This window comes from Providencia sp. PROV048 (genome assembly GCF_033688165.1).
Lineage (GTDB): Bacteria > Pseudomonadota > Gammaproteobacteria > Enterobacterales > Enterobacteriaceae > Providencia > Providencia hangzhouensis.
On sequence record NZ_CP096360.1, the window covers coordinates 476,811 to 501,421 of the forward strand.

Sequence of the window (24,611 nt, forward strand, 5' to 3'; positions counted from 1 at the left end):
TGAATAATAGCCCTACCATGAAAATGGTAAGGCTAAAGTTTAAAGGTGAATAAAGTACTAAATCAAGGAATGGGGGAAGCTTGGCTGCGCATGAAAACTTTTAAATGCCAGTAAAAAATAAGGGACATCATCATAGCCGACTTCTTGGGCGATACGTGTCATAGGAATATTTTCTGTTCTAGATAATATCATTGCTTTGTTCATTCGGGACATTAAGCTAATTTTGGAAAAACTTGTATGTTCACTGGCTAGTCGTCGTTTAAGGGTTGAAGGACTCATATGGAGTTTTTTTGCGATAGTATCTAGAGTATGGCATTGTTTACCTACGCTATGAAAAATTAAGTCATACACTTTATCTTTTATCGAGATATTCATTGAGGCATATAATGTAGAGGTAAATTCATTTACCAGTAAAAAAAATGATAGAATAAAGTTTAAATAAATATGAATAACATTATGGCTGGTCGGCGAGTTAGCTTCTTTAATAGCAGAATGAAATACATCTTCAATAATCGGGTTTTCTTGTAAGCTAGTACAACAAATTTGGCTTATTGAGTGTGTCTTTTTCTTATTAATAAATAATGCTGCATGCTGTTGATAAAAGGATTTCAACATATCTGTGGTCATTGGAAGTACATCTACAGCCAGTAGATTGTGATTATCACGATTGATTATCTCAATTGAAGATCCTTTGGGGAGAAAACAGATATCTGCAGCCGTTAGTCTTTGCCATGGGCCTTCTTCTATCCGTATTTCAATTTCGCCAGACCTCACTTTAAATAGCAGAGAGTGAGTTAGATAAAGGCTATTTTTTATTTTATTTGATAGGGTTTCAATATAGGTATGAAACGATTTTACACAGAAATTAGTCGACATTTTTGAACCTAAATAAATATTACCTACGATTATTACCGTAAAATTATTCTGGTTGTGTCAAAGAATTGTTCACGGCTTCCATATTTTTAATAACAAACCTTGAGCTTGCATAAGCTGAAAGATCGATTTGTTATTACTTCCTGACTTAATAAACTTCAGTGTATAGCGATGTGGTTTATTAAAAGGAACGCAGGGATACTAATTTTATATAGGGTATATTGATTTAATTACTGGTCACGATTTTTTATGTTTTTGAGAGAGAACAATAAATTCTTAACGAGTCAGTAATATTCCGAGAGCCATTATTTTAACTCATTGTTTTTATTTAAAATAATTATTTTTATTTTAATATTGGAATTATGTTTTTAGAGTAAAAAAAAGATAAGTAAGAAAAAAACAAAGTGAAATGACAACTATTAGGTGCTTAACATTAAAAAATAGTAGGAGTAAATAAAAAGGCAGAGTACGTTGAATATACTTCTGCCTTATCGTGCGTTGGACCAGTAATCAATTCAATATTTGGTTTAACTGACTATATAGGCCTTGTGCGCTCTTCTTATAACCCTCGACGGAGAGGTGCACATTATCAGGTCGTGCTAAATCTTGTGCTGCCCATGTACGGATTGAACAAGGACCACCCATAAAGGCTTGCCAGTCCCAAAATAGCGTATTTTCCTGAGCGGCAACTGTTTTTTGAATTTGAATCACACTCGTTAAATTCACTGGCATCTGAGCTTGGCAACTCGCCGCATCATTAAATTTAAGTGAATCATTCGGGCCGATAAGTAAAATAACGCTATTTGGCATTTGTTGGCGAATTAAGCGAATTTTGGCGCGTAAATTTTGCTCGTAAGCGGCTAAATCTAATGTATCGTTAAAAGCTTCATTGGTTCCATAGGCTAAAATCACCATATCAGGGGACATTTGAGCTAAGGTTTCGCTCCATTGTGGTTGCCATTTATCTGTCATACTCAGTGTTGCACCATTGAGCCCAAGAGCTGAAAACATTACTCCTGGTTTTTGCGAACGCACTAACCACCCACCAATTTTCAACCCATCACCTTTATTAACAGTAACTTGGGCTGGAAGCTGGGTATTTACAGGGGACGAAAATACCCACTGGTTGCCTGTGGCTGGCAATGCAACATTGGGGGAGACGGCAGGAGCGACACGCATTTGTGAGTCACTTGTGCTTTGGTATAGAGTTTGTAGCTGATAAGCACCTAGCGCAGGCTGTAAAGGCTTGAGCACTACTTTACTGTTGGCTGCTTGTGGCTCGGCAATTAGCCCACCAAGTGGGTAATCAAAGCGTTCATCTTTGCGGCTTGAAGCCAGTGACCACTCTTTCTTTTCGCTCATACGGTTAATGGTCGCTGTTCGTTGCCCAGGTACCGAAATCGGAGGAATGAAGCCTGGGCCCGCATCACCATAACGTTGCTGAAATAATGTTCTTAAATTACCGCTGAAAAAGTCAGCGGCTGTATGTGAATCACCAATTTGGACAATGTGAACTTGTTGGTTGCCTTGGCGCAACTTATTTGCCAATTGTGGCAAATTAGGCTCTGCGTTATTGACCAACTGCCCTTGTGCAACGACTGGCTGGCCTTTAGGCGGGCTAGTCGTGCGAGTTTTGTCTGATGTGTTCTGGCAAGATAATAAGCCCAGCGACAAAAGCGCAATCACGCTACCCGCCAATATTTTGGACTTAGCTTGACACAGTTTGTTCAGTTTCATGAGGTTCCTTTTCTTCCTCTTCTTCGAAATGAATGAGTGAGAATACTTTTTCAGCGATCAATTGTTGGCCTTTTCCGCTGAAATGGATCCCGTCACCACTTCGCAATTTAATGGTACTACTCGCATCACCGATATAGTCAGAATAGGTATCGCCTTTATATTTAAAGACATCATTGACCGAAAAGTAAATTTCACCGTTGTCTTCAACTTCAGATTGGTAGAGGCTACTTAAGAATTTCATACCATCGGAGAGCGTATTTTTACGCATATTAGGAGGCCCAACCCAAATAACATCAACATTGTGCTGGCGAGCGGTCGATATTATATCACCAATTCGTTCACGGTACACTTTTTCCCAATCTTCACTTTTAAATTTGACGTATTTATAACCCGTTTGTGGTGGCATATCCCAAGGGTCGTTAGGTCCTAAAAAAACGACTAAAACCTTAATGTTGGGGTTATCATTCAATGCCTTAGCAATGGTTTGGGGCCAATTGAAAAAGCGTGGATACGCCAGTCCTGTACTTTGCTTGCTTAGGTTAATGCTATCGATATTATATTTTTTTAACAGCATGTTTTTAACATGTGGAGCGACGCCTTGCATCATGGAGTCCCCCGCGAACAGGACTTGTTGGCCTTTTTCGATATTGGCAATATGTTTCGCCACGATTGGCTGATCTTTTTTGATTGTAAAACCACCAAAGTTAATTTTCTGGTTTTTCTCTCTAACTTGTGGTCGTTTAAGCCGCTCAGGGAAAGTAATCGATAAGCTTTCAGCTGGATAAATATAGCCATTTACGAAGTGAAGACCAATTTGAAACTCTTTGGGGAAACTGAGTTTTTTATCTTTATTGGCCAGTTCAAGCTCAGCGGCTTGTTTGTCTTCCTGCGCTTTTTGCCCTGATGCGTAATAAGTGAATAAGCTTCCTGCTTCAAGCGCACCATCATGTAAATAAGCACCATAATCCCAGATAGGATTCCCTGCCATTTTCGCCCATGGGGTATCTTGGTGATATTTTTGCTGCCAAAATCGTTCTAGTGAGCTTTGATTCAACCAAATTAATAATAGGCCAGCAATTAGGACAATAAATAAAATCTGCCCAACTTTGATTAGGGTATTTTTAAACTCAGAAGTTAGCATAAATAAACCCCGGCATACCTGAAGGAGAAAGCATAAACATAATAGTTAGAATAATCGCGAGCGGAATAGGATAATAATACCAAGGAATGGTTTGGTATTTTTTTGCCACATAATGGTAGCCTTGTACAAAATAAGGGTAGGCAATCAGTAGTAGCCAAAATGCGATTAGTAAGCCTAGGCTTGCATTAATTGAAGCAATAAAACCAGGTGCAATGATTTGATTGGCCATTAACAGGGCATCATCAAATGAGGGGCTACGGAAGAAAATCCATGCAAAGCAGACAAAATGGAAAGTAATAATTCGTGACACCCAAACGGATAATGTTTTATTAGGAATCACTTGGGTCCATCCTAATTTTTCCATGCATAAACTCTTAAGATTGAGTAGCACAATTCCTAATCCATGAATGGCTCCCCAAACTACAAATGTCATTGCTGCACCATGCCATAACCCTGAAATGACCATCGCAAGGAATACATTGGTATTCATACGGCTAAAACCTTTGCGGTTACCGCCTAGGGGGATATAAATATAGTCGCGAATAAATGTAGATAAGCTGATGTGCCAACGGGCCCAAAACTCTTTTAAATTTGCAGCTAAATAAGGCGCATTAAAGTTAACAGGGACTCTAAATCCTAATAATAACGCGATGCCCGTCACCAGATTGGTATAACCTGAGAAGTTAAAGTAAATATTCCAAGCATAGGCATAGGTTGCTACTAGGATCTCTCCCGCATTGTAACCCACGGGAGAATCAAAGACTGGATTTACAAAATTTTCAGACAAGTAAGAGCTAAATAAAAACAATTTCACTAGTGCTAATGAAATAAGCAATATCGCTTTTCGAGGATCTAAAACCTCACGGCTTTCCGCTTGTATTTGGGGAAGAAAGTTCTTCGCGCGGTTGATTGGCCCCGCGACGATGCTCGGAAAAAATGCAAGATACAATGTTACATCAAAGAAATCGGCTTTAGGAATTTCTTTGCGACAAACTGATACCGTATAGCTTACCGAGTGGAATACATAAAATGAGAGTCCAAGTGGTGCGAGTATTTCCAATATAGGAAGACCAACACTAAAACCAAATTTATCGAGTGTTTGCTGAATAGTCTCTTGGAAGAATGAGTAATATTTAAAGGTGGTAAAGAAGCCAACAATGACAGCGGTAAGAATACCGTATATCCATCGACTAGAGAGCCAATTGGTTGCCACGTTGGTAAGCAAATAAATAATCAGTGTGTAGCTAAATAAGATATAAGCAAAGTCAGGACTAAATGAATAAACAAAAAAATAGCTAGCAGTGATTAATAAGCCATTTTGTAACTTTGCACTGGGCTGACAACCCCAATAAATAAGAAAAAAAATCAAGAAAGAGCCAAGAAACTCAAAAGAGAAGAAATTCATATTAGACTCAAAGATGTTAATTATTTTGTTAGAAGGTTAGGGTATATGATATTTGATCTCTTTTTCTATGCAATCAGAATATTGCTTGTCATATTTCGAGCGGTGACTTTGTTGGCTACGTTCAGCTACCCTAGTCACATACTTATGTATGCTCCTAGGGGTAGCTTTTCTTGCCGCCTCGCCACCACTCGAACTATTTAAGGCAATAGAGTAAATCTAAAAAAACATAAAAAATGAATTGGTCGAATGAGTTAAGTAAGTTAAATACGGTTTGTGAGGGATAAAAAAATCCACTTAGTTAAGTGGATTTTTTATGTCTTGTACCTGGTGATACAAAATTAAATGCGAGTGGCTGCTCTTTGCTGAGCTTGTGTGATCAATTCTTCATTACTCGCGTACATCTCTTGTAAATAGCGGTTATAAGTAGAACCTAACTCTGAGTACCCTTTCATATCATTGATTAACTTTTTAGTATCTAGCTCATCTTTTGATAGACGCTGTTTTGCTCGTGAAGTACGTAGTGACTCATAAGCATTATGGGTATTCATGTTCTTCATATAAGCAGTCACAGTATCTTCTACAGAAGTATAGGAAGAATAGCCTTTGACTTTACCTTTCTTAGTTTGGCAGCCGCTACCGCAGCGCATACCAAATAAATTACCGTTTTGCAGAGCAAGTTGTGAAGTACCCCAGCCAGACTCTGTTGCTGCTTGTGTTGCAACTAAGTGCGTTGGCATGATGTCGACACGACTCAATAGTTTGTCCCAATTTAAACGTTTTGGGTTACTACACTTCATACCATAACTATTACAGATTTGCTCAAGACGGCGCAATTCTTGGGCGCTCCATTTCTTGTTAGCTCGTACTGATAACAACCAAGTACGTTCAGCCATGATCTGCTTATTCACTTTTTCTATAACAGGGACAACCGTTTTCAAAAATGCTTTCTTTCGAGGTGTACCAGAAGGGTATTTACGTAAATCAGGGAGTGAGGTTTTAGCCTGACTTACATTCTGTTGCACAGTTTTATTAGTATACTCTTTATTGAGCATTGTGCTGGTACTGGTGGAGCCCATACTCAGGCTCGAAAATAAAAGTAAAAATAAGAAAGCGAAGACGGCGTTTGTCCTCATCGTTCGAGAGGGCATTTGCTTCTCCTAAGTATCTCTGAACAAAATTCGAGCGAATATTAGCAGATTAATTTTTCACGAGCTACATTTATCCGGGTGACATTAAGGAAACTTCTGTATTATTTTGTGGGTTTTTTTATATTAATATGAATGTATTGATTTTAAATGACCTAATGGTTTCGTTTGGTATATTTTCATATGATGAATGATAAATTAAACTGTTTATTCCCGTGGCGTTCGCGCTTTACTTAAGTTAAATTTGAGTAAAAAACACACAATTCATTTAGTTGTTATAGGGTTATTTTGTCTGAAAAATAAGCAGTCAGTAGTCTATTTTTTGACCGAAATGAGTTCTCTATCGTTTTATTAAAGCCTATCGAGGCGACAAAAGTGAAATAAGATTATTATCTGCAAATGAGTAAAAAGTGACATTTACCTTAAATTTTAAGCGCAACAATGTCAGGATAAAGTCCTATAGGGTGAGTCATATGGATATCAGAAATAGTCCCTTTAAGGTTTTAAAATTTGTTGCAGTAAATCTTGTTGCTTCGCATCTTCCGCCAGCTGTGGAAAATCAGCCACTGTCCAATAAGAGGTCGGTTTGGGGAGCTGTTTCATATTTCCAGTAGGGAGCAAACGCAGTTGTGCGAGTAATGACAAATCATATTTGAGATAGCGCTCAGGCAACGTTAAAAATAAGCCTTCAGATGGCATAATTTGTGGGGGCATCAGAGGATAACGTTGGTCACTTGTTTGGTAATCTCTTGTTAAAACAAGAAATTTCTCTGGTACTCTGCGGTAACTGTTCCACCATAAACCATCAACGCTATCAAATATTTTTCGCGTGGTTTTTCTATCTTTGCTACCGAGTTGGTGAAGGGCCAGTGGAAGAGTATTTTCCATTGATTGAGAGTAAGTGGCTAAAGAGCCTGCTCGGCCTTGTAGTATCAAAGTTAAGGCGAGACGGGAACCAAGTAAATTTGAGTACAGGTCTTCAGGGGAAAATGCGGAAACCCCTTCAGAAAACCCCGGTACAGATTGATAACCATACCACTGGGCAATTTCATGCCATACCGCGAGCTGGAAAGCCAATTTTGCGGCTAAGTAGGCGCTTAGGGTATAACGTTGTTTGGCAGATTGTGGTGGTTCAAATGCACTGAAATGAATTTGTCTATCCGCTAACTCTTCACTAAGTGACAGCGACCATTGTTGACCAAGGCGTGGGTAAATTTGGCTAAATAAGTAAAAAGTATAATCTGCAGTATCTCTGACATGGGAAATATCAATAAACCCGCTTTTATCTGTATAGAGTAAGCCTATTTTTTCATTACTGAGCCCCATTAATGCAGCAGAGGCACCTAAAAAGCTGTCATTATAATGATGTTCACCGAGGCTATCTGCTTCAACGATATTATCGATAGTGTAAAACGGGACAGGTAATCCCCATAGCTCAGCTTGCAAGTTGTAGCCAAAGGCGCAGCAAGCGCGCAAACCTTGTGGTGGGGCTAAGGAAGCAATAATAGGCCAATTTTGTGAGGCTTCTTCAAAAGTATAGGGGGTAATGACAGGCTCAATGGCAGGCAAGTCCAGTTTGTCATGACTTTGGCAAGCGGCTAATAAAAGCCCAATCCCCATTGCCAGAACCCATTTGAACATTAAAACGCCTCCCCAACTTGAAAATATACCCCTGTACTGTTGCGGCCAACACCGAAATCCAAGCGAACATTCATTCTTGGTTTAAATTCAAAACGATAGCCTACGCCAACAGTGGGCAACCAATGCCCTTGGCCTAATTCAGATGCAGCATCACTCATGGTTCCTGTTCCTAGCCAACCCACAACGCCATGACGCCAATCGAGTTTATGGCGAAGTTCAATTTGGCTGGTGAATATATTGTTATCACGATAGCGGCCTTCGTAATACCCGCGCATACGGTTACCATTACCGAGTAATGATAGCTGGTTCCACGGTACATTTCCGGTTGAAAACCTCGCATAGTTGTCGAATGCAATAACAGTCTCTTCGGCTAAGGCATGGTAATAGGCATATTGTAATTGGGTGGTTTGGAAACGTGTATCGCTACCGAGGGTAGGCGCAAAATAAGTATAGATGGCCTCAAAAGCTTGCCCATGATAGGCATTGGGCAGAAAATCTCGTGTGTCATAACTGTAGTATGCACTGACGCCTGAATTTAACACCGAACGACCCCCAATTGAATTGGAGAAATACTGTTTGGCGCCATTATCAGGATCACTGGCATTGATTGATGAAAAGTCCCAACCAAGACCAATATAAGTCGAATCGGCCAATTGATATAAGACTCTTGGGGTTATTTGGAATTCTTGGGAATGGTACTTTTCTTTATTGTGATCGTTTTTCCCTGCAGAATATCCCTTACCCCAGTAATAAGTGGGAATATTGTTAATGGTGCCGGAAACAAATAACCGCCACTGGTCGTTATCAATAAAATTATAATTGGTAAAATTTAAGCCAAACGCGCCGGTCGACGACGCAAAACCGCTTAAGCCAATAGAAGACGGCTGGGTTTGTTTATCTTCTTTATCTATTCGATATAAACCAACCAGTGCGGTGCCAATACCAATGCCCATTTCGGGGGTATAAAATGGCCCCGGTAATACGCCCCAATCGACAGTTTTACTTTCATCAAAGCTATTTTTTCCACCGAGATCGTTTAACCAGCCATCGATTTGCTGGCGATCAGGGAGTAAATCAGCTTTAGCGGGAAAAATAATAAAAAGGCTGAGCAAGGCCAGCCTTTGGATAATTGCCGAATGCCACATTAAAAACGGAATTCTCCAGAAATAAAGAAGCTGTTACGGTTGTTAAAGCCGATTTCGGTTAATACATTAAAATTCCGAGTCAGTTCAACCCGAGCACCGACAGTATTATTCCATTTATGGGCAAGATGCTGTTTAACATCGAATTTAACATTGCCTATTATGGGTTTCATTGCAGGATTATTCATGAAGAAATCAAGTTCTTCGGGAAGGTTCAATTTACTAACGTCACCTTTAAAACGCTGAGTGATATCTTGGTACATGGCACCAGTCCAAATTTGAACTTTCGTATTCCCTTGGCCACTAATCAATGGCTCGAACACAAATTCATATCCAATACGGGGTGTCATAACAAAAGCGGTAATATCACCATCTAAGATATCAAGGTTTGTTTTAGTATAGTTTAGGTCTAATGTCCCAAAAAATTGGTTATATCCACCAGCAAAGGTTACCCCACCTCCGTATGTTTTTCCTTTAAAATCCAATGAAAAAGGTAAGTTCTCCCACATTGGGCCAGGTTGCCCTTTCATATATATACCAGTGATATTAGTTTTAGATGAACCTTTTGTTTTTCCATAAACACCGTAGATATTCATGAATGGTAGAACCCAAGCATCCAGCTTTAGCATGTGTGATTCATTTTTTTCTCGGGTATGACCTGTTTCAACTAAAATATTAGAAAGAAGACCTTGTCCTAATCGTGTATCAGAGTTAAAGCCAATCTTATCGACGATAATGTCCTGGCGCAGATTCATATAACCATAACTCACCCCAAAAGGTTCCGGTAAATCATACCCTCGAGCGCGGGCTTCATCGCCCCAAATCGGCAGTACTCGTGACTCTGTGGTAGAAGAACGAGTAATGCCGCCTTCGCTGTTACTTTGTGGGACTCCAGACTCACTTACAGAGACCGAAAATAACGGACGATCACTATCGGCAAAGCTCACAGACATGCTCATAATAGAAGAAAGAATCAGTGCAGTACTGAATTGAATGCGTTTCATAAAATTGGCTCAATCTTTAGATAATAGAGAGGTGTAGTTAGGTATATCTATAATAGTTGGAATTTTAACATTGATAATTTTTTTATCGATAGCGCTTAATGCTTTTTTATGAAGATCTAAAACTAGATACCTGTATGTTAATTATTTATTTAAGATTATCATTTTTCATACCTAAAATAGCTGCCGATGCAAGAAATAACATCGGCACGATAGGGCTGAAAATACTACTTTTTGTTTTGTTGATGAAACTTAACACGCTCATGAAAATAGGCTTTTAAATGGTCTTCCATTTGGTGAATCTTTTGTTCTAAGGCGTTGACCAACACTTCATCGCTATTCATATCGAAAACGCGTTGCATTGCGAGATCATCGACATATTCTTTTTGTGCTTTGGTTAAATCAGCCATATTTGAATTACCTTTATTGAAATAGAACTTTTTGCTTCATCAATATAAAGCAAATTAAAGAAAGAGTATTATTGTGCCTCAGCCAATACCGTATGAAAAGTAGAATAACTGATTGTCGAATAATGATTATTTATTAACTTAGTTGCAATACGAAGGAACAAATCACAATCTCAGTTTGTTAAGAATAATCACAATATTCTTAATGAATATAAGCTGATATCCTCGCCACAGTCACTTATTAATAGGTCTGAAAATGAATAATAAACAACACTACCTTGATACCGCAGCAGGTGAGGGCGAGAAAGAAGCATCAATGATGGTTGCTATTCCTGGTTCTGAGCTGACGTCTTTATTACTTGAGCAGCGTTTAGAAGAACAAACTTATTTCACCGAGGGTGAAATAGATTACATTCCAGAGGATGGCGGTTTTTTCTTTAGCTGTAAAAAAGATGAAGAAGAATTACGTTTTTATATCGCTTTAGTGGATAGCGACCCTGAATATACCATCAACCCTTATTTTGCCACTGACCCAATCAGCCCTGAGCTGTATGCAGAAGCAAGTGCTGCCCCCCAAGCGGTAATTATTGAGTGCTTATTTCAAGGGCAACCATTAGTCAATTATCTGCAGCAGCTAAAGGTCATTCAAATCTTGGTACCCGATTTATTACTGGGCTTGGATATTTCTGCCGCAGGGAAAGTGTTTACTCGTGAGTGGCTTAATTTCCAACTCATTGATGATTTGATGCCAAGCATTGACTCTCTGTATGTTGTTCATGCTATTTATGACCAAGAAGATAACGAAGACAAGCGGAAAGAAGAGCGTGCGCCGACCATGTATTGGTTCCACACTCATGGCTTGGCACGTTGTGGTTTATCAGAAGCAGAAATTATTATACCGCACCCGATTGCTTCTTATTATGGTATTCCCGAACTGTTTTGGAGCTTCGTGAATAACAGCATTACTCACGGGAAAATCGTGTTTAATGAGCCCATTTTTATTGGACAAACCCAGGCGGGCTATGAATATTTAGTTGCAGTACCGTTTGAAGAAGGGTTATTGCATGTAGGTAAATCCACACCAATTGATGATTTAAAACCGCTAGAAGAGATGAGTTTCGAGTTTGGAGATGCATCATCAGAGCGTTTTATGGGAGATTGGCATGATAGAGACGAATCTCATCAACATCCTTCAGCCATGTTATTCCGTGTAACACAAGAAAACCCAACCTTAGAAAGCTTCTTTGAAGGGTTTGAAGATCAAAACGCCATGATGTTTATGCGTACCGATGAAGAAACGGCAGATATGTCGCGTAAAGCTAAATTACGTTGGGAATACTTCACCCATATGTTAGATAACTATGGCCCGAAACCTGTCGCTCAGAAAAAAGGTTTTCTTGCCAAATTCCTTGGTAAAAACGAGGAAGCTGAAGATTCGGAATGGCGCTTTTTAGTGAAATGCGGTATTGGTTACCATGATGCAGAAGAAGATTTCGATGGTCATGAACATATGTGGTTTGAGCCTGTTTCTTGGAATGGTGACCAGTTTGAAGGGCGTTTAATTAACCATCCTTTTTATGTGAAAAATATGCAAGAAGGGGAAGTTTATCCATTAACGCGCGACGATATTACGGATTGGACAATTTATTTCCAAGACGGCAGTTATACCCCTGATACGATATATAAATTGTTAAGTGGCGCTCAAGTTCACTAACTTGTCATACTCGTCATACTTCAAGCTGCATGGGTGTTGACTGCACTCAGCCAGCCGAATCACATACTTATGTATGCTCATCGGTCTGTCTTCGTTTGTCGCCTACATGCAACTTGAATTATTTAGAGTACATACGCGTCACGATTCAAGCTGCATGGGGGGTGACTGCGTTCAGCCAGTCGAGTCACATGCTTATTCAAGCTAGAGTACAAAGGTTTATGTTAGACTGGGCGTGCAATGCGCCCAATTTAATGATGAAAGTTTAACGCCATGAATGAAACCGAGCTTTACCAATATGCCTTATTTATGCTTTCCCGCCGTGATTACGGTAAAGCAGAGCTATTTGCTCGTATGAAACGGCGTATGTATGAAAAAAATGAGGGTATTATTGATGAGCCTTTAATTGAATTGGTGCTTGAAAGGCTAAGTGAGCAACATTTTCTTGATGATGACCGTGTTGCAGGGCTATTAATGCAAGGTTATCTGCGCAAGGGATACGGCCCATTGCGGATAAAACAAGAAATGCGGCAGAAAGGTTTCACTGAAACGGTTGTGGAAAAGCATTTTGCTACTCTAGATGTAGATTGGTTTGAAAAGGCCGCATTAGTACGCAATAAGAAGTTTGGGGACAATATTCCTAAAGATTTTAAAGAAAAAAGTAAGCAAATTCGTTATCTGCAATATCGCGGTTTTTTTGGTGATATGATTTATGAGTTATTTAGTTAATCAATTCCCCCCTTTAATGTGAAAAATATCACATAACTAAACTAAGCTGATTTTCCTATTCTTGATTAATATTTGGGGAATATTAGCTATAACTTGCTGCCTAAAAAGATTTTTTATTTATTTCTCTTGTGTTTTAACGCATTTCTATATTAAAAATCATCTGCTGACATGATCATTGTCAGTGAATTTTGCTTAATGATTAGGCAGAGTAATTTTTTTTATAATTACAAAATAAGACAGGCAGGAGAAATAAATGATTGAGCTCTTAATCGGCGTTATTGTCGCCATTGGAGTTGGGCGTTATATCATAAAAGGGTATTCCGCAACGGGTGTACTAATGACAGGGGGGATTTTACTTCTAATCATTACCGCTATTATGGGCAAAAGTATTTTACCAGGTTCTGTTCCGACGACGGGGTGGCGTGTAACAGATATTCTGGAATACATAAAATTCCTATTAATGAGCCGAGGTGGCGACCTTGGTATGATGATCATGGTGTTATGTGGGTTTGCATCTTATATGACTCACATTGGGGCGAATGATGTTGTGGTGAAAATCGCCTCTAAGCCATTAAAAATGATCAACTCACCTTATTTGTTGATGGTTGCTGCTTATATTGTGGCATGTTTGATGTCACTGGCGGTATCTTCTGCGACAGGCCTCGGTGTATTACTGATGGCGACATTATTCCCTGTAATGGTGAATGTTGGGATCAGTCGTGGTGCAGCAGCGGCAATTTGTGCATCGCCAGCGGCAATTATTTTAGCGCCAACATCCGGTGACGTTATTTTGGCGGCAAAAGCGGCTGAAATGCCATTAATCGACTTCGCATTTAAAACGACCTTACCGATTTCTATCGCGGCAATTGTGGCAATGTCAATTGCGCACTTCTTCTGGCAACGTTATTTAGACAGAAAAGAGAACGTCAAAACAGAAATGTTAGACGTCAATGAAATCAAAACACACGCACCTGCTTTCTACGCTATCTTGCCTTTTACGCCAATTATCGGTGTTTTAGTGTTTGATGGTAAATGGGCGCCTGAATTGCATATCGTTACGATTATTGTTGGCTGCATTATTTTAGCTGCAGTCATTGAGTTTTTACGCAGTTTTAGCGCGAAACACGTCTATGGTGGCTTAGAAGTTTGTTATAGAGGAATGGCTGATGCATTTGCAACGGTTGTGATGTTGTTAGTCGCCGCTGGGGTCTTTGCGCAGGGTTTAAGCACCATTGGTTTCATCAAAGGGCTAATTGACCTCGCACAATCATTTGGTTCAGGTGCAATTGTGATGATGATTGCCCTGGTCGTGATTACGATGTTAGCCGCGATGACAACGGGCTCGGGAAATGCACCGTTCTATGCGTTTGTTGAGCTAATCCCTCATTTAGCAAAACAAATGGGCGTCAACCCTGCTTATTTAGTGATCCCAATGTTGCAAGCCTCTAATTTAGGGCGGACTTTATCGCCTGTATCAGGGGTTGTCGTAGCTGTATCTGGTATGGCAAAAATCTCTCCTTTTGAAGTGGTGAAAAGAACGTCAATTCCAGTATTAGTTGGATTGGTTGTGGTGGTGATTGCGACAGAAATATTAGTTCCAGTCTACCTATAAAACTTCAGTTTTTCAGGTAAAAAAATGGCTGAGCAAATGGCTCAGCCATTTTTCAAATTAAAAATTAAATACTTTATATCTAAAATTTACTTTTTTAATTAATTGCAAAATTATTTATTCACAGAATAATTACGTGGTATTTATTTTTTTTACGTTATTAACGAGATCTACACCAAAAAGTTGAAAAAATAGCGTGATTAAATTAGGCACTGTTGATTATTTAATGCAAAATCTGCACATCTTATTTTAATAACGTTAATGATGAAGAACACAAGATGAGCACAATTGAAAAAACAGTAGATACAGTAGATACAGCAGATAAACCTGTTAGTAAGTGGACCTATAAGGATTTTACTTGGGTACTTTCTTTATTCGGTACCGCCGTAGGGGCAGGAGTTCTATTCCTGCCAATTAAAGCGGGTGCAGGGGGGTTTTGGCCATTAGTAATATTAGCAATAATTGCAACACCAATGATTTGGTTAGCCCATAAAGGGTTAGCACGCTTTGTTTTATCTTCAAAAAATCCAAATGCGGATATTACAGATACGGTAGAAGAGCACTTTGGTAAAGTAGGCGCAAATATTATAACGTTTGCTTATTTCTTTGCTATTTACCCTATCGTATTGATTTACGGTGTAGGTATCACAAATACCGTTGATTCATTCTTGGTAAATCAACTCGAAATAGAGCCGCTGCCACGATGGTTACTGTCTGGGGTGCTGATTGCAGCAATGACTGCAGGGGTGGTGTTTGGTCGTGAGCTTATGCTAAAGCTTACTTCTCTAATGGTTTACCCTCTGGTATTCATTTTATTAGCTTTATCATTGTATTTAATTCCTGAATGGAATACGTCAATGCTAGAAGTGGCTCCTGATTGGAGTGCAATGCCTGTGATTGTTTGGATGGCGATCCCACTAATCGTATTCTCATTTAACCATAGCCCAATTATCAGCCAATTTACTAAAGACCAACGTCAGCAGTTTGGTAATAATGCGATTGTGAAAACAGATATGATTACGGGTGGTGCAGCATTAATGCTGACAGGTTTTGTGATGTTTTTCGTTTTCTCTGTGGTCTTATCACTAAGCCCTGCAGAGCTTGCCGTTGCGAAAGAACAGAATATTAGTGTGCTATCACATATCGCGAATATTAACCCATCGCCAATCCTATCTTATTTAGGGCCTATTGTTGCTTTCGCTGCGATTGTATCAAGTTACTTTGGTCACTTCTTAGGCGCTCACGAAGGTTTGGTTGGGTTAATTAAATCTCGCTCTTCTTTCTCTGTGAAGAAAATTCAAACGGCATCCATGTTATTTATTGTGATAACAACCTGGATTGTGACTATTCGTAACCCAAGTATTTTAGGCATGATTGAAACGATGGGGGCACCAATGATTGCCGCTATCCTATTCCTTCTGCCTGTTATTTCGATGAATATTGTTCCTGCAATGAAGAAATTTAGCACTTCAAAACTGGCACAAATCTTCACTTTTATCTGTGGATTAGCGTCTATTACTTCGGTTATTTATGGTGCTTTCTTATAGTTATAAATAAAGTGATATAAGAAACAGAGCCATGACCTGTAAAAGTCATGGCTTTTTTTATATCAATACGAACTAGGTTATATGAATAGACATTGATATAACTAATTTTTAAGCTGAGAGGTGTGATAATCACCCTCACCGTATCTATCAATATGAAATAATTTCAAGTGCAAGTAGTTGCTCGGTATCGTGGCTTAGGTAATATCTAAGGTTATCACAGCATTATAATAACGTAATCACTACCTCTGGCTGTAACTATTCCAGTGCGTTGTAACAAGGATAACTAATGAAATTAGAAACATTATCGATTCACGCCGGTTACTCTCCTGACCCTACTACTAAGTCCGTTGCCGTGCCAATTTACCAAACCACCTCTTATGCTTTTGATGACACTCAGCACGGTGCCGACCTCTTCGATTTAAAAGTTGCGGGTAATATTTACACGCGAATTATGAACCCAACGAATGATGTTCTAGAGCAACGAGTAGCTGCGCTTGAAGGTGGTGTCGCTGGCTTGGCCGTTGCTTCTGGTATGGCAGCAATTACTTATGCGATCCAAACCATCGCACAAGCAGGGGACAACATTGTTTCTGTTGCTAAATTGTATGGTGGAACTTATAACTTATTAGCTCATGCTCTACCGCGCTTAGGCATTGAAACACGTTTTGCGGAGCATGATGACTTAGCAGCACTTGAAGCGCTGATTGATAACAAGACTCGAGCCATATTCTGCGAGTCAATTTCAAACCCGGCTGGCTTTATTGTTGACATTGCGGCACTGGCTGAAGTTGCGCACCGCCATGGCGTGCCTTTGATTGTCGATAATACCGTGGCAACCCCTTATTTATGCCGTCCATTTGAACATGGGGCGGATATTGTGGTTCATTCATTGACCAAATATATCGGTGGGCATGGAACATCACTTGGCGGAATGGTTATTGATTCAGGTAAGTTCCCATGGACAGATTACCCAGACCGTTTTTCATTATTGATAGAACCAGATGTGGCTTATCATGGCGTAAGTTATACCGAACATTTTGGCGCAGCGGCCTTTATTGCGCGTTGCCGAGTTGCACCATTGCGCGGAACGGGGGCTGCATTATCACCGTTTAACGCATTCTTGATTTTACAAGGTTTAGAAACCCTCGCGCTAAGAATGGATAGACATACTGAAAATGCGCTAAAAGTTGCGAACTATCTGGAAAATCATCCACAAGTAGAGTGGGTGAAATATGCAGGGCTACCGAGTAACCCTGAACATGGCTTAGCGCAAAAGTATATGAACGGCAAGCCAGCAAGTATTATGTCGTTTGGTATTAAAGGTGGCCAAGAAGCAGGTGCGCGCTTTATTGATGCCTTAAAACTGATTGTACGGTTGGTAAATATTGGTGATGCTAAATCACTAGCTTGCCACCCTGCATCAACGACACATCGTCAGCTTAATGATGCAGAGTTAGCGCAGGCAGGAGTTTCTCGGGATATGATCCGCTTATCAATTGGCATAGAACATATTGATGATATTCTAGCAGACCTTGAACAGGCGTTAGCTGCTGCCAAATAGTTTTACTTTGTATGAATAATAACCGGTTATGGTGAATGCCCTGACCGGTTTTTGTTTATAAGCTGCCGTACACTTTTTTGTATTAATGATTAATATTAAGAACGAATTAAATTTTCACCTTATTTTTAAAGACTGAACTATTTTTTATATATTCAGTCTTAATCTGCAATCCTTATCTTTTTTATCGATAAAATGGAGTTTCTATTTATTAATTGTTTATATACAGCGATATTTATACCAATCAACTTTTGACTTGTTTAAATGGGGTTTAATTGGCATAACGATAATAGCTACATAAAAGAGTGTGTTTGTTCAAACGAAATAAAATTATTAAATATCAATAAAAAGAATGGTTGAGATGAGATGATTATGGCAAACAATAGAATTGCCTACCTTAAATGGTGCCTGTTATTTGGTTTTGTCCTAGTAACCTATTTTTTACCATTAAACGGTAGGTTATTGTGGCAACCGGATGAACTACGGTATGCAGAAATTAGTCGGGAATTGATTATTAGTTATAATTGGAGCGTTCCTGAGCTTTTAGATATTCGTTATTTTGAGAAACCCATTTTTGGTTATTGGGTAGGGGCTGTTTTCCAAATGTTATTTGGTGAAAATAACATTTCTGTTCGTCTTGGAGTAGTATTTAGTACATTAGTCAGTGGGCTATTTGTTTATCTCAGTGCCAAAATGGCTTGGAAAAACTCACGGCTCGCTTTCAATGCCGTGTTTATTTACCTTTCCATGTTGATGGTTTTTACTATCGGCACCTACAATATTCTTGACCCCATTGTGACAGCCTTTATCACTATGGTGATTTTCTTTTTCCAATGGGGGTTAACGACAAAATACTTCTCTCATAAATTACTCGCTTTCATCATGATGGGAGTCGCCTGTGGGTTAGGGGTATTAACAAAAGGTTTTCTCGTTTTAGTGCTGCCAGTACTTGTTTGTTCCGTTGCCGCTATTTACTTTAAGCAATTCAAAGAAGTATTTGTTTTCTCGTTTGTTTCACTGTTCACTGCTTTTGTTGTGTGCTTACCTTGGGCTTTCGTTATTGCCAGTCGTGAACCTGATTTCTGGAATTATTTCTTCTGGGTTGAGCATATTCAACGTTTTATGGCAAATAATGCGCAAAATAAATCCCCATTTTGGTTTTATATTCCTATTTTGCTCGCCGCGGTATTACCTTGGCTAGGTTACCTTTTTGGTGCGCTGCGCCATGCATGGCAACAAAAAGGGTTACATATTTATTTTCTATTGTGGTTTATTGTGCCATTTGTTTTCTTCAGTATTACCAAAGGTAAATTACTGACCTATATTTTGCCTTGTATTGCACCTATTGCAGTTCTTATGGCTGCCTACATTGAAAAAATACTTGCTGAGAAAAAAACACGGCCTATCTGTTTGAATGCATTGATTAACACACTGATAGGTGGCGTTATTGCTGGGGGAATTATTGCTTCTGCTTATTACCCTAAACTGAGCGTGTTTCAGGCCGATGAAAGTGGAAAGTTATGGTTAGCCGCTGGCGCATTTATTTTTTGGTTATTGGTTGCGTTGCTTTCTTTCAAACAACGGTTTTGGTATTTAGCCGCAGTGTGTACGGTGGCAATTAGCTTAACGGTGGGGCATGTGATCCCATCGCGTATTGCCAGTAATAATACGCCACAAGAGGTGATTGCGAAGTATCATCACCAGTTAGCTGATAAATCTGTATTGTTAACCAATAATGTCGGGCTAGGCACCACATTGGCATGGGTACTTAAACGCAGTGATATTACGATGCTTCACCAAACTGGGGAATTAGGCTACGGGCTAAAATACCCAGATGCCGCTAATCGGTTTTATAGCTTAAAGCAGTTACCTGATTTATTAAAAAATTATCATTATAAAGATGTGGCAGTGGTCGTAGAAAATTCTCAGCGTGAATTGTTGGATGCATTACCGGGCAACCCAATTATTATTCGGGAAGGTAATCTTGTTTTAGCCTTTTATGAAGGCCAATAGGGACAGTACGTTAGGATATTCTTTGATAATAGCCGCCAAACCTAAAATGGTTTGGCGGCTATTCACATTAGCGCGTAGGCTTATTTAAAGTGCTCGAGTTCGACGCTGAATAGGATTTTTCCAGAGTTGCGGGGAGACCATGATAAATTAATAGCATGGCCATGCTATTGCTCATCGCATTCACTTCTACTTCGTTGACTGTACGGCTGTTACGTTGATGACGGCTAGTTAACGTATTTCTCATTGGGACGTCTCCTCAGTTTCTTTGATTAGGCGATTCGCTTCGGCAAGCTCATAGCGCCTTGGTGTTAGTGCGGTTGCACTGTGATTACGGGCTAGCAAGGTATAAATGGTTGGTAAAACAAACAGGGTAAATAATGTGCCAACTAACATACCAGTGACTATCACTAAGCCTAAGCCAAAGCGGCTATTTGCTCCTGCTCCAGTGGCGAATAGCAGAGGAACTAAGCCAATCACCATTGCTGCGGTTGTCATTAGTATTGGGCGTAAACGAATTTGTGCTGCTTTGAGAATGGCATGTCGTCTATCTAACCCTTCATTGGCTTGTAATTCATTGGCAAACTCAACCATCAATATTCCGTGTTTACTGATTAAGCCAATCAATGTGACTAAGCCGATTTGGGTGTAAATATTTAATGTTGCATAACCAAGTGCCAATGGAATTAACGCACCACAAATTGAAAGTGGGACAGTAATCAAGATAATCAATGGGTCGACTAAACTTTCATATTGTGCCGCTAAGACTAAGTAAATAATGATGAGCGCCGCCATAAAGGCAAAGGCGAGGGTGTTTCCTTCTTGTTTATATTGGCGCGAATCGGATTGCCAGTCATGGCTAAAACCTGCTGGTAGCTCATTGGCAATATTATCTAAATAAGCAACAGCTTGGCCTAATGTGACACCAGGAGCAGGTATTGCTTGGAAAATTGCCGCATTTTGCTGATTAAATTGCGTGAGTTTATTCGGTTCAACTTGGGTATTGATATCAACCACCGTTGACAGTGGGATCATAGTTCCCGCTTCCGATTTCACATAATGGCGTGAAAGGGCTTCCGGTGTTAAGCGTTGGCTACGAATACTTTGAGGGATCACATCATAAGAACGGCCATCCATCCCAAAGCGGTTAATATAGTTTTCCCCCACTAATAAGGTCAGTGATTCCCCGATATCTTGCATACGAATACCTAAGCTATTCGCTTTTGAACGGTTTATGCGGACTTCTACCACTGGGTTGTTGTAGTCGAGATCACTATCTACCACCATAAACAGACCGCTTTCACGTGCTTGTTGCTTGATCTCTTCCATGGTTTTATAGAGTACCGAATAATCTTGCGGACTTCTGAGAACCATTTGGATTGGCAAGCCACCCGTTGAACCTGGCAAGGCGGGTAACTGGAAAACGAAAATACTGTTCCCTTCGACATCACCGACGCGCCCTTGTAAGTCACCTTGGATCTCAGATGCGGCGCGGTCACGCTGCTCCCATGATGTCAAGTTAGTTCCCCCAAAGCTGGCGGAGGGGCCATCGGTTCCGTTAATAATCCAAGTACTTTCTGTTTCTGGCAACTCCATGAAAACATCATGTAATTTACGCGAAAAACGTTCTACATACTCGAGGTTAGCGTGTTGCGGAGATTTGATCGCCGTTAATACACTAGACTGGTCTTCCACAGGGGCTAATTCACGAGGAGCTGATTGATAAAGCAGTGGTAAGCTAATGAATACACCAACGGCAATAACACCTGTTAACCAACGGTTTTTCAAAGAGAAATTCAATACAATGGTATAGTAATGGGCTAAGGTAGAAAAGAAGGTTTCTGCCATACGTGCCATACGCCCTTCATTCTGTTTTGAGTTCAACATAAACGAGCTCATTACAGGGGAAAGGGTTAATGCCACAATACCCGAAACAATCACCGCCCCGGCTAACGTGAGTGCGAATTCTTTAAACAAAGCTCCCGTTAAACCTGACATCAGCCCTATTGGAGCATATACCGCTGCCAAGGTGATCGTCATCGCGATAACTGGGCCTGCCACTTCACGAGCACCAATTAAAGCCGCTAAAACTGGTGATTTCCCTTCTTCAATATGGCGATGGACGTTTTCGACCACAACGATAGCATCATCGACGACGAGACCAATTGCTAATACCATGGCCAGTAGCGTCAGTAAGTTAATACTAAACCCAAATGCCATCATGAGTGCGGCTGCACCTAACATAGATAGCGGAATAGCTAAAATTGGGATGATGACGCTGCGAATTGACCCTAAACACAGGTAAATAACCGCAATAACAATCAGTAGCGCCTCAACTAATGTGCTAATCACTTGGTCAATAGACGCTTTAATAAAGCGCGAAGTTTCAAATGCCATTTCCACCTTAACACCGGGTGGTAAGGTTTTGGTGATGTCAGGCATTAATTGATTCATGCCGTCAACGATTACCAAAGGGTTACCCGTTGGTGTGGCAAATAAACCAAGGTAAATAGCAGGCTCACCATTCATTAAACCACTGGTTTCTGTGGAAGCAGCTCCTAATTCAATGGTTCCCACATCTTTTAACCGTACTAATCCATTGCCGTCGTTGCGGATCACTAGATCACGAAACTCATCGACATTAGTGAGGTCGGTATTAACATAGACATTAGAAATCACGAACTCGCCTTTGACTTTACCGGGTGCCGCTTGGTAATTGTTTTGGCGAACTGCTTGTGCAACATCCGCAGCGGTTAGCCCTCGGCCAGCTAATTTATCGGCATCCAGCCATAAACGCATTGCTAATTGTTGGCCTCCGAAGACTTGAACTTTAGCGACACCATCAATTGAGGAATACATTGGTTCAATGACGCGAGAAATATAGTCTGTCAGGGCAGGAATGGATAAATTGGTGCTGGAAAAACCGATATAAGCAACCGCAGTAGATTCCCCAGAGGAAAGTTCAATCACAGGGTCATAAGCTTCTTTCGGTAATTTATAACGAACTTGGTTCACCTTCGCCATTACTTGTGCAAGGGCTTGAGTGGAGTCTCGGTTAAGTTCCATTCGTACGGTGACAAGGCTACTTCCTTGCACAGAGGAAGAAGACAGATAATCGACGCCTTCCACAGAGGAAACCGCTTGTGCGATGGGTTGTGTCACAAACCCTTGCATCAATTTAGCTGATGCGCCAGGGTATTGCGTAGTAATGGTGATCGTCGAGCTTTCAAGTTGTGGATATTGGCGAATAGGCAGTTTACTCAGCGCAAATAAACCAATTAATACAATCAGCGCACTGACCACGAGAGCCAGAACAGGTCGGCGAACAAAAATATCAGTAAATTTCATTACGCCTTCCTTATGAACCTTGAGCCGTATTAGTGACAGGTTCAGACAATGTATCTTGGGCAACAGGGGTGACAGCATAGCCGTCGTTTAAGCGTAATTGCCCAGAAGTGACGACTTTATCGTTAGCACTTAAGCCGTGTTCTATTTCAATTTTGCCATCCCAACGTTGCCCCGTTTTTACGGACACCCGCTTGACGGTCATCGCATCCCCTTCACCTTGCGTAATAAATACGGTATCGCCATAGGCGGTATACGTAACAGCGGTTTCTGGGATTGTAATGACTTCATTACTGGCTTGGCGTACCACATTCACATTGGCGTACATCCCAGCTTTTAATGTGCCATCGCTATTTTCTAATGTGGCTTGCAGGGCGATAGTACGTGATTTACCAATGAGTGGGTCAATGGCCGTAATACGGGCTGGAAAAGTTTTATTGGGATAAGCATCAACTGTAATATCAACAATTTGGCCTTGATGCAGTTCCGGTGAGGCCTGTTCATCTAAGGAAAAGTTGAGCTTTAAGGTTTTGGTATCCACCAGGCTGGCAATGGCTTCCCCTGGGTTTAAATACTGTCCTTCATGGACTTGGCGAATACCTATCGTACCGTCGAATGGCGCTCGGATTGTCTTTTGCGCAATCAATGCTTGTGTTTGGCGGATCAGGCCATGGGCAATATCACGTTCAGCACGTGTACTGTCCACTTGAGCCTCTGCCACTAAATGTTGCGCAGATAATGAACGTGTTCTTTCATATAAGCGAGCCGCATTGCGCAACTGTGCTTGGTAACGTGATAAATCAGCTTGTTCAACGGCATCATTGAGTTGTACTAATAATTGGCCTTTTTTGACTTGCTGGCCAGATTCAAATGCAATTTTTGTTATACGGCCATTGGTTTCTGCCGCGACTAAGACTTGGCTGCCAGCTTCTAACTCACCTACACCGTAAAAAGTACGAGGCGCGGTATCTAAGCTAACAGGTGCCAATGCCACTTTTACGGGTGGATATTGGTATGCTGCTTGTTCGTCTTCTTCATTTTGCGCATAGGTCGAATAAATCGCGCTACCCGCCCCAACAGCGATCAAAACGGAACAAAGTGTCATTATTGTTTTTTTATTCATTAAATTTTCCTTCTATTTCTGCGTCTTTAACGCGAAATAAAGACCTCGAAAATGCCCTGCAATGGCGATAGCGATTAAGCCCCCAATAACAGCGATATGTTCAATTGCCCAAAACATGGCGATTTGAGCTTGTTCTCCCGTGTAGCTCCAAAAGGTGTGGACAACCACAATAGTGAGGAACAAAAACACGGCTAACGCGCCAGTTCCAAGCCATAAAAGACGGTTAAATAGCACAAGAACAGAGCCAATTAACATGACAGCAGCAGAAGCAATATTGAAAAACCAATCTGGGTGAAGACCTGCGGCACGCATTTCAGCCAGACTATTTTCATAATCAAAAACTTTGGCTAAACCAGATGAAATAAATAAAACCAAGACTAGTAAGCGAGCAATAACCCATAAGCTATTGCTTTCTAACATTTTGGTAATCACCGATGGCATAAACCTATCCCCTTTTAAAAAATAACCTCAATTGACAAACTAGCAG

At 40.4% G+C, this 24,611-nt stretch carries 19 protein-coding genes; 6 read left to right on the top strand and 13 right to left on the bottom strand.

Translation table 11 applies throughout. The features are described 5' to 3' along the window. Positions 1 to 57: 57 nt before the first annotated feature. The 9 genes from M1F26_RS02050 to M1F26_RS02090 form a co-directional block, all read right to left on the bottom strand. The gene (locus M1F26_RS02050) at positions 58 to 876 is read right to left on the bottom strand and encodes a helix-turn-helix domain-containing protein (protein WP_140172587.1); all 819 of its coding nucleotides are present in this window, start codon (positions 874 to 876) and stop codon (positions 58 to 60) included. A gap of 507 nt (positions 877 to 1,383) precedes the next feature. Beyond that, positions 1,384 to 2,610, bottom strand: a complete 1,227-nt coding sequence (locus M1F26_RS02055) for an SGNH/GDSL hydrolase family protein (RefSeq protein ID WP_140172588.1) — start codon at positions 2,608 to 2,610, stop codon at positions 1,384 to 1,386. Then, complete coding sequence (locus M1F26_RS02060) at positions 2,582 to 3,751, bottom strand: DUF459 domain-containing protein (protein ID WP_036958347.1); 1,170 nt, start codon at positions 3,749 to 3,751, stop codon at positions 2,582 to 2,584. The genes M1F26_RS02055 and M1F26_RS02060 overlap by 29 nt, the downstream gene beginning before the upstream one ends. Beyond that, positions 3,738 to 5,156, bottom strand: coding sequence for an MBOAT family O-acyltransferase (locus M1F26_RS02065; protein ID WP_140172589.1), 1,419 nt, complete (start codon positions 5,154 to 5,156; stop codon positions 3,738 to 3,740). Before M1F26_RS02065 ends, M1F26_RS02060 begins: the two co-directional genes overlap by 14 nt. A 338-nt stretch (positions 5,157 to 5,494) precedes the next feature. Then, entirely contained in the window at positions 5,495 to 6,304 is an 810-nt protein-coding gene (locus M1F26_RS02070) for a protein bax (protein WP_109912620.1), read from the bottom strand. A 492-nt stretch (positions 6,305 to 6,796) separates the two neighbouring features. After that, positions 6,797 to 7,942, bottom strand: coding sequence for a DUF4056 domain-containing protein (locus M1F26_RS02075; RefSeq protein ID WP_140172590.1), 1,146 nt, complete (start codon positions 7,940 to 7,942; stop codon positions 6,797 to 6,799). Continuing rightward, on the bottom strand, positions 7,942 to 9,087 hold the full coding sequence (locus M1F26_RS02080; protein ID WP_140172591.1) for a BamA/TamA family outer membrane protein: 1,146 nt from the start codon (positions 9,085 to 9,087) through the stop codon (positions 7,942 to 7,944). Before M1F26_RS02080 ends, M1F26_RS02075 begins: the two co-directional genes overlap by 1 nt. Then, positions 9,087 to 10,088: a hypothetical protein gene (locus tag M1F26_RS02085; RefSeq protein WP_140172592.1), complete on the bottom strand. Its 1,002-nt coding sequence runs from the start codon at positions 10,086 to 10,088 to the stop codon at positions 9,087 to 9,089. Before M1F26_RS02085 ends, M1F26_RS02080 begins: the two co-directional genes overlap by 1 nt. Positions 10,089 to 10,312: 224 nt before the next feature. After that, positions 10,313 to 10,495 (bottom strand): hypothetical protein, encoded by a 183-nt coding sequence (locus tag M1F26_RS02090; RefSeq protein ID WP_140172593.1) that lies wholly within the window; start codon positions 10,493 to 10,495, stop codon positions 10,313 to 10,315. Between the two features lie 253 nt (positions 10,496 to 10,748). Here M1F26_RS02090 and M1F26_RS02095 point away from each other — a divergent pair, with 253 nt between their 5' ends. The 6 genes from M1F26_RS02095 (at position 10,749) to arnT (ending at position 19,659) form a co-directional block, all read left to right on the top strand. Further along, complete coding sequence (locus M1F26_RS02095) at positions 10,749 to 12,206, top strand: DUF4026 domain-containing protein (protein ID WP_140172594.1); 1,458 nt, start codon at positions 10,749 to 10,751, stop codon at positions 12,204 to 12,206. Between the two features lie 270 nt (positions 12,207 to 12,476). Then, positions 12,477 to 12,932 (top strand): regulatory protein RecX, encoded by a 456-nt coding sequence (locus tag M1F26_RS02100; protein ID WP_140172595.1) that lies wholly within the window; start codon positions 12,477 to 12,479, stop codon positions 12,930 to 12,932. Between the two features lie 253 nt (positions 12,933 to 13,185). Then, positions 13,186 to 14,544, top strand: a complete 1,359-nt coding sequence (gene dcuC / locus M1F26_RS02105; protein ID WP_102139170.1) for an anaerobic C4-dicarboxylate transporter DcuC — start codon at positions 13,186 to 13,188, stop codon at positions 14,542 to 14,544. 284 nt (positions 14,545 to 14,828) lie between these two features. After that, the gene (locus tag M1F26_RS02110; RefSeq protein WP_410482047.1) at positions 14,829 to 16,088 is read left to right on the top strand and encodes an aromatic amino acid transport family protein; all 1,260 of its coding nucleotides are present in this window, start codon (positions 14,829 to 14,831) and stop codon (positions 16,086 to 16,088) included. Positions 16,089 to 16,374: 286 nt separating this feature from the next. Then, positions 16,375 to 17,649, top strand: a complete 1,275-nt coding sequence (locus M1F26_RS02115; protein ID WP_140172597.1) for a bifunctional O-acetylhomoserine aminocarboxypropyltransferase/cysteine synthase — start codon at positions 16,375 to 16,377, stop codon at positions 17,647 to 17,649. Between the two features lie 363 nt (positions 17,650 to 18,012). Next, positions 18,013 to 19,659, top strand: a complete 1,647-nt coding sequence (gene arnT / locus M1F26_RS02120; RefSeq protein ID WP_140172598.1) for a lipid IV(A) 4-amino-4-deoxy-L-arabinosyltransferase — start codon at positions 18,013 to 18,015, stop codon at positions 19,657 to 19,659. Positions 19,660 to 19,726: 67 nt separating this feature from the next. Here the strand turns inward: arnT and M1F26_RS02125 are convergent, their stop codons facing one another. The 4 genes from M1F26_RS02125 to M1F26_RS02140 are packed head-to-tail and all read right to left on the bottom strand — an operon-like array spanning position 19,727 to position 24,565. After that, positions 19,727 to 19,903, bottom strand: a complete 177-nt coding sequence (locus M1F26_RS02125) for a hypothetical protein (RefSeq protein ID WP_180359543.1) — start codon at positions 19,901 to 19,903, stop codon at positions 19,727 to 19,729. Next, a complete protein-coding gene (locus tag M1F26_RS02130) occupies positions 19,900 to 23,004 on the bottom strand; it encodes a MexW/MexI family multidrug efflux RND transporter permease subunit (RefSeq protein WP_004261131.1) in 3,105 nt (1,034 codons plus the stop codon). Before M1F26_RS02130 ends, M1F26_RS02125 begins: the two co-directional genes overlap by 4 nt. 10 nt (positions 23,005 to 23,014) lie before the next feature. Next, positions 23,015 to 24,124, bottom strand: coding sequence for an efflux RND transporter periplasmic adaptor subunit (locus M1F26_RS02135; RefSeq protein ID WP_318837642.1), 1,110 nt, complete (start codon positions 24,122 to 24,124; stop codon positions 23,015 to 23,017). Between the two features lie 12 nt (positions 24,125 to 24,136). Beyond that, a complete protein-coding gene (locus tag M1F26_RS02140; RefSeq protein WP_004261127.1) occupies positions 24,137 to 24,565 on the bottom strand; it encodes a DoxX family protein in 429 nt (142 codons plus the stop codon). Positions 24,566 to 24,611: the final 46 nt, after the last annotated feature.

Bases quoted from the DNA above. Each gene is read 5' to 3' on its own strand.
- M1F26_RS02050 (WP_140172587.1), bottom strand. From the start codon at position 876: ATGTCGACTAATTTCTGTGTAAAATCGTTTCATACCTATATTGAAACC.
- M1F26_RS02055 (WP_140172588.1), bottom strand. From the start codon at position 2,610: ATGAAACTGAACAAACTGTGTCAAGCTAAGTCCAAAATATTGGCGGGT.
- M1F26_RS02060 (WP_036958347.1), bottom strand. From the start codon at position 3,751: ATGCTAACTTCTGAGTTTAAAAATACCCTAATCAAAGTTGGGCAGATT.
- M1F26_RS02065 (WP_140172589.1), bottom strand. From the start codon at position 5,156: ATGAATTTCTTCTCTTTTGAGTTTCTTGGCTCTTTCTTGATTTTTTTT.
- M1F26_RS02070 (WP_109912620.1), bottom strand. From the start codon at position 6,304: ATGCCCTCTCGAACGATGAGGACAAACGCCGTCTTCGCTTTCTTATTT.
- M1F26_RS02075 (WP_140172590.1), bottom strand. From the start codon at position 7,942: ATGTTCAAATGGGTTCTGGCAATGGGGATTGGGCTTTTATTAGCCGCT.
- M1F26_RS02080 (WP_140172591.1), bottom strand. From the start codon at position 9,087: ATGTGGCATTCGGCAATTATCCAAAGGCTGGCCTTGCTCAGCCTTTTT.
- M1F26_RS02085 (WP_140172592.1), bottom strand. From the start codon at position 10,088: ATGAAACGCATTCAATTCAGTACTGCACTGATTCTTTCTTCTATTATG.
- M1F26_RS02090 (WP_140172593.1), bottom strand. From the start codon at position 10,495: ATGGCTGATTTAACCAAAGCACAAAAAGAATATGTCGATGATCTCGCA.
- M1F26_RS02095 (WP_140172594.1), top strand. From the start codon at position 10,749: ATGAATAATAAACAACACTACCTTGATACCGCAGCAGGTGAGGGCGAG.
- M1F26_RS02100 (WP_140172595.1), top strand. From the start codon at position 12,477: ATGAATGAAACCGAGCTTTACCAATATGCCTTATTTATGCTTTCCCGC.
- dcuC (WP_102139170.1), top strand. From the start codon at position 13,186: ATGATTGAGCTCTTAATCGGCGTTATTGTCGCCATTGGAGTTGGGCGT.
- M1F26_RS02115 (WP_140172597.1), top strand. From the start codon at position 16,375: ATGAAATTAGAAACATTATCGATTCACGCCGGTTACTCTCCTGACCCT.
- arnT (WP_140172598.1), top strand. From the start codon at position 18,013: ATGATTATGGCAAACAATAGAATTGCCTACCTTAAATGGTGCCTGTTA.
- M1F26_RS02125 (WP_180359543.1), bottom strand. From the start codon at position 19,903: ATGAGAAATACGTTAACTAGCCGTCATCAACGTAACAGCCGTACAGTC.
- M1F26_RS02130 (WP_004261131.1), bottom strand. From the start codon at position 23,004: ATGAAATTTACTGATATTTTTGTTCGCCGACCTGTTCTGGCTCTCGTG.
- M1F26_RS02135 (WP_318837642.1), bottom strand. From the start codon at position 24,124: ATGAATAAAAAAACAATAATGACACTTTGTTCCGTTTTGATCGCTGTT.
- M1F26_RS02140 (WP_004261127.1), bottom strand. From the start codon at position 24,565: ATGCCATCGGTGATTACCAAAATGTTAGAAAGCAATAGCTTATGGGTT.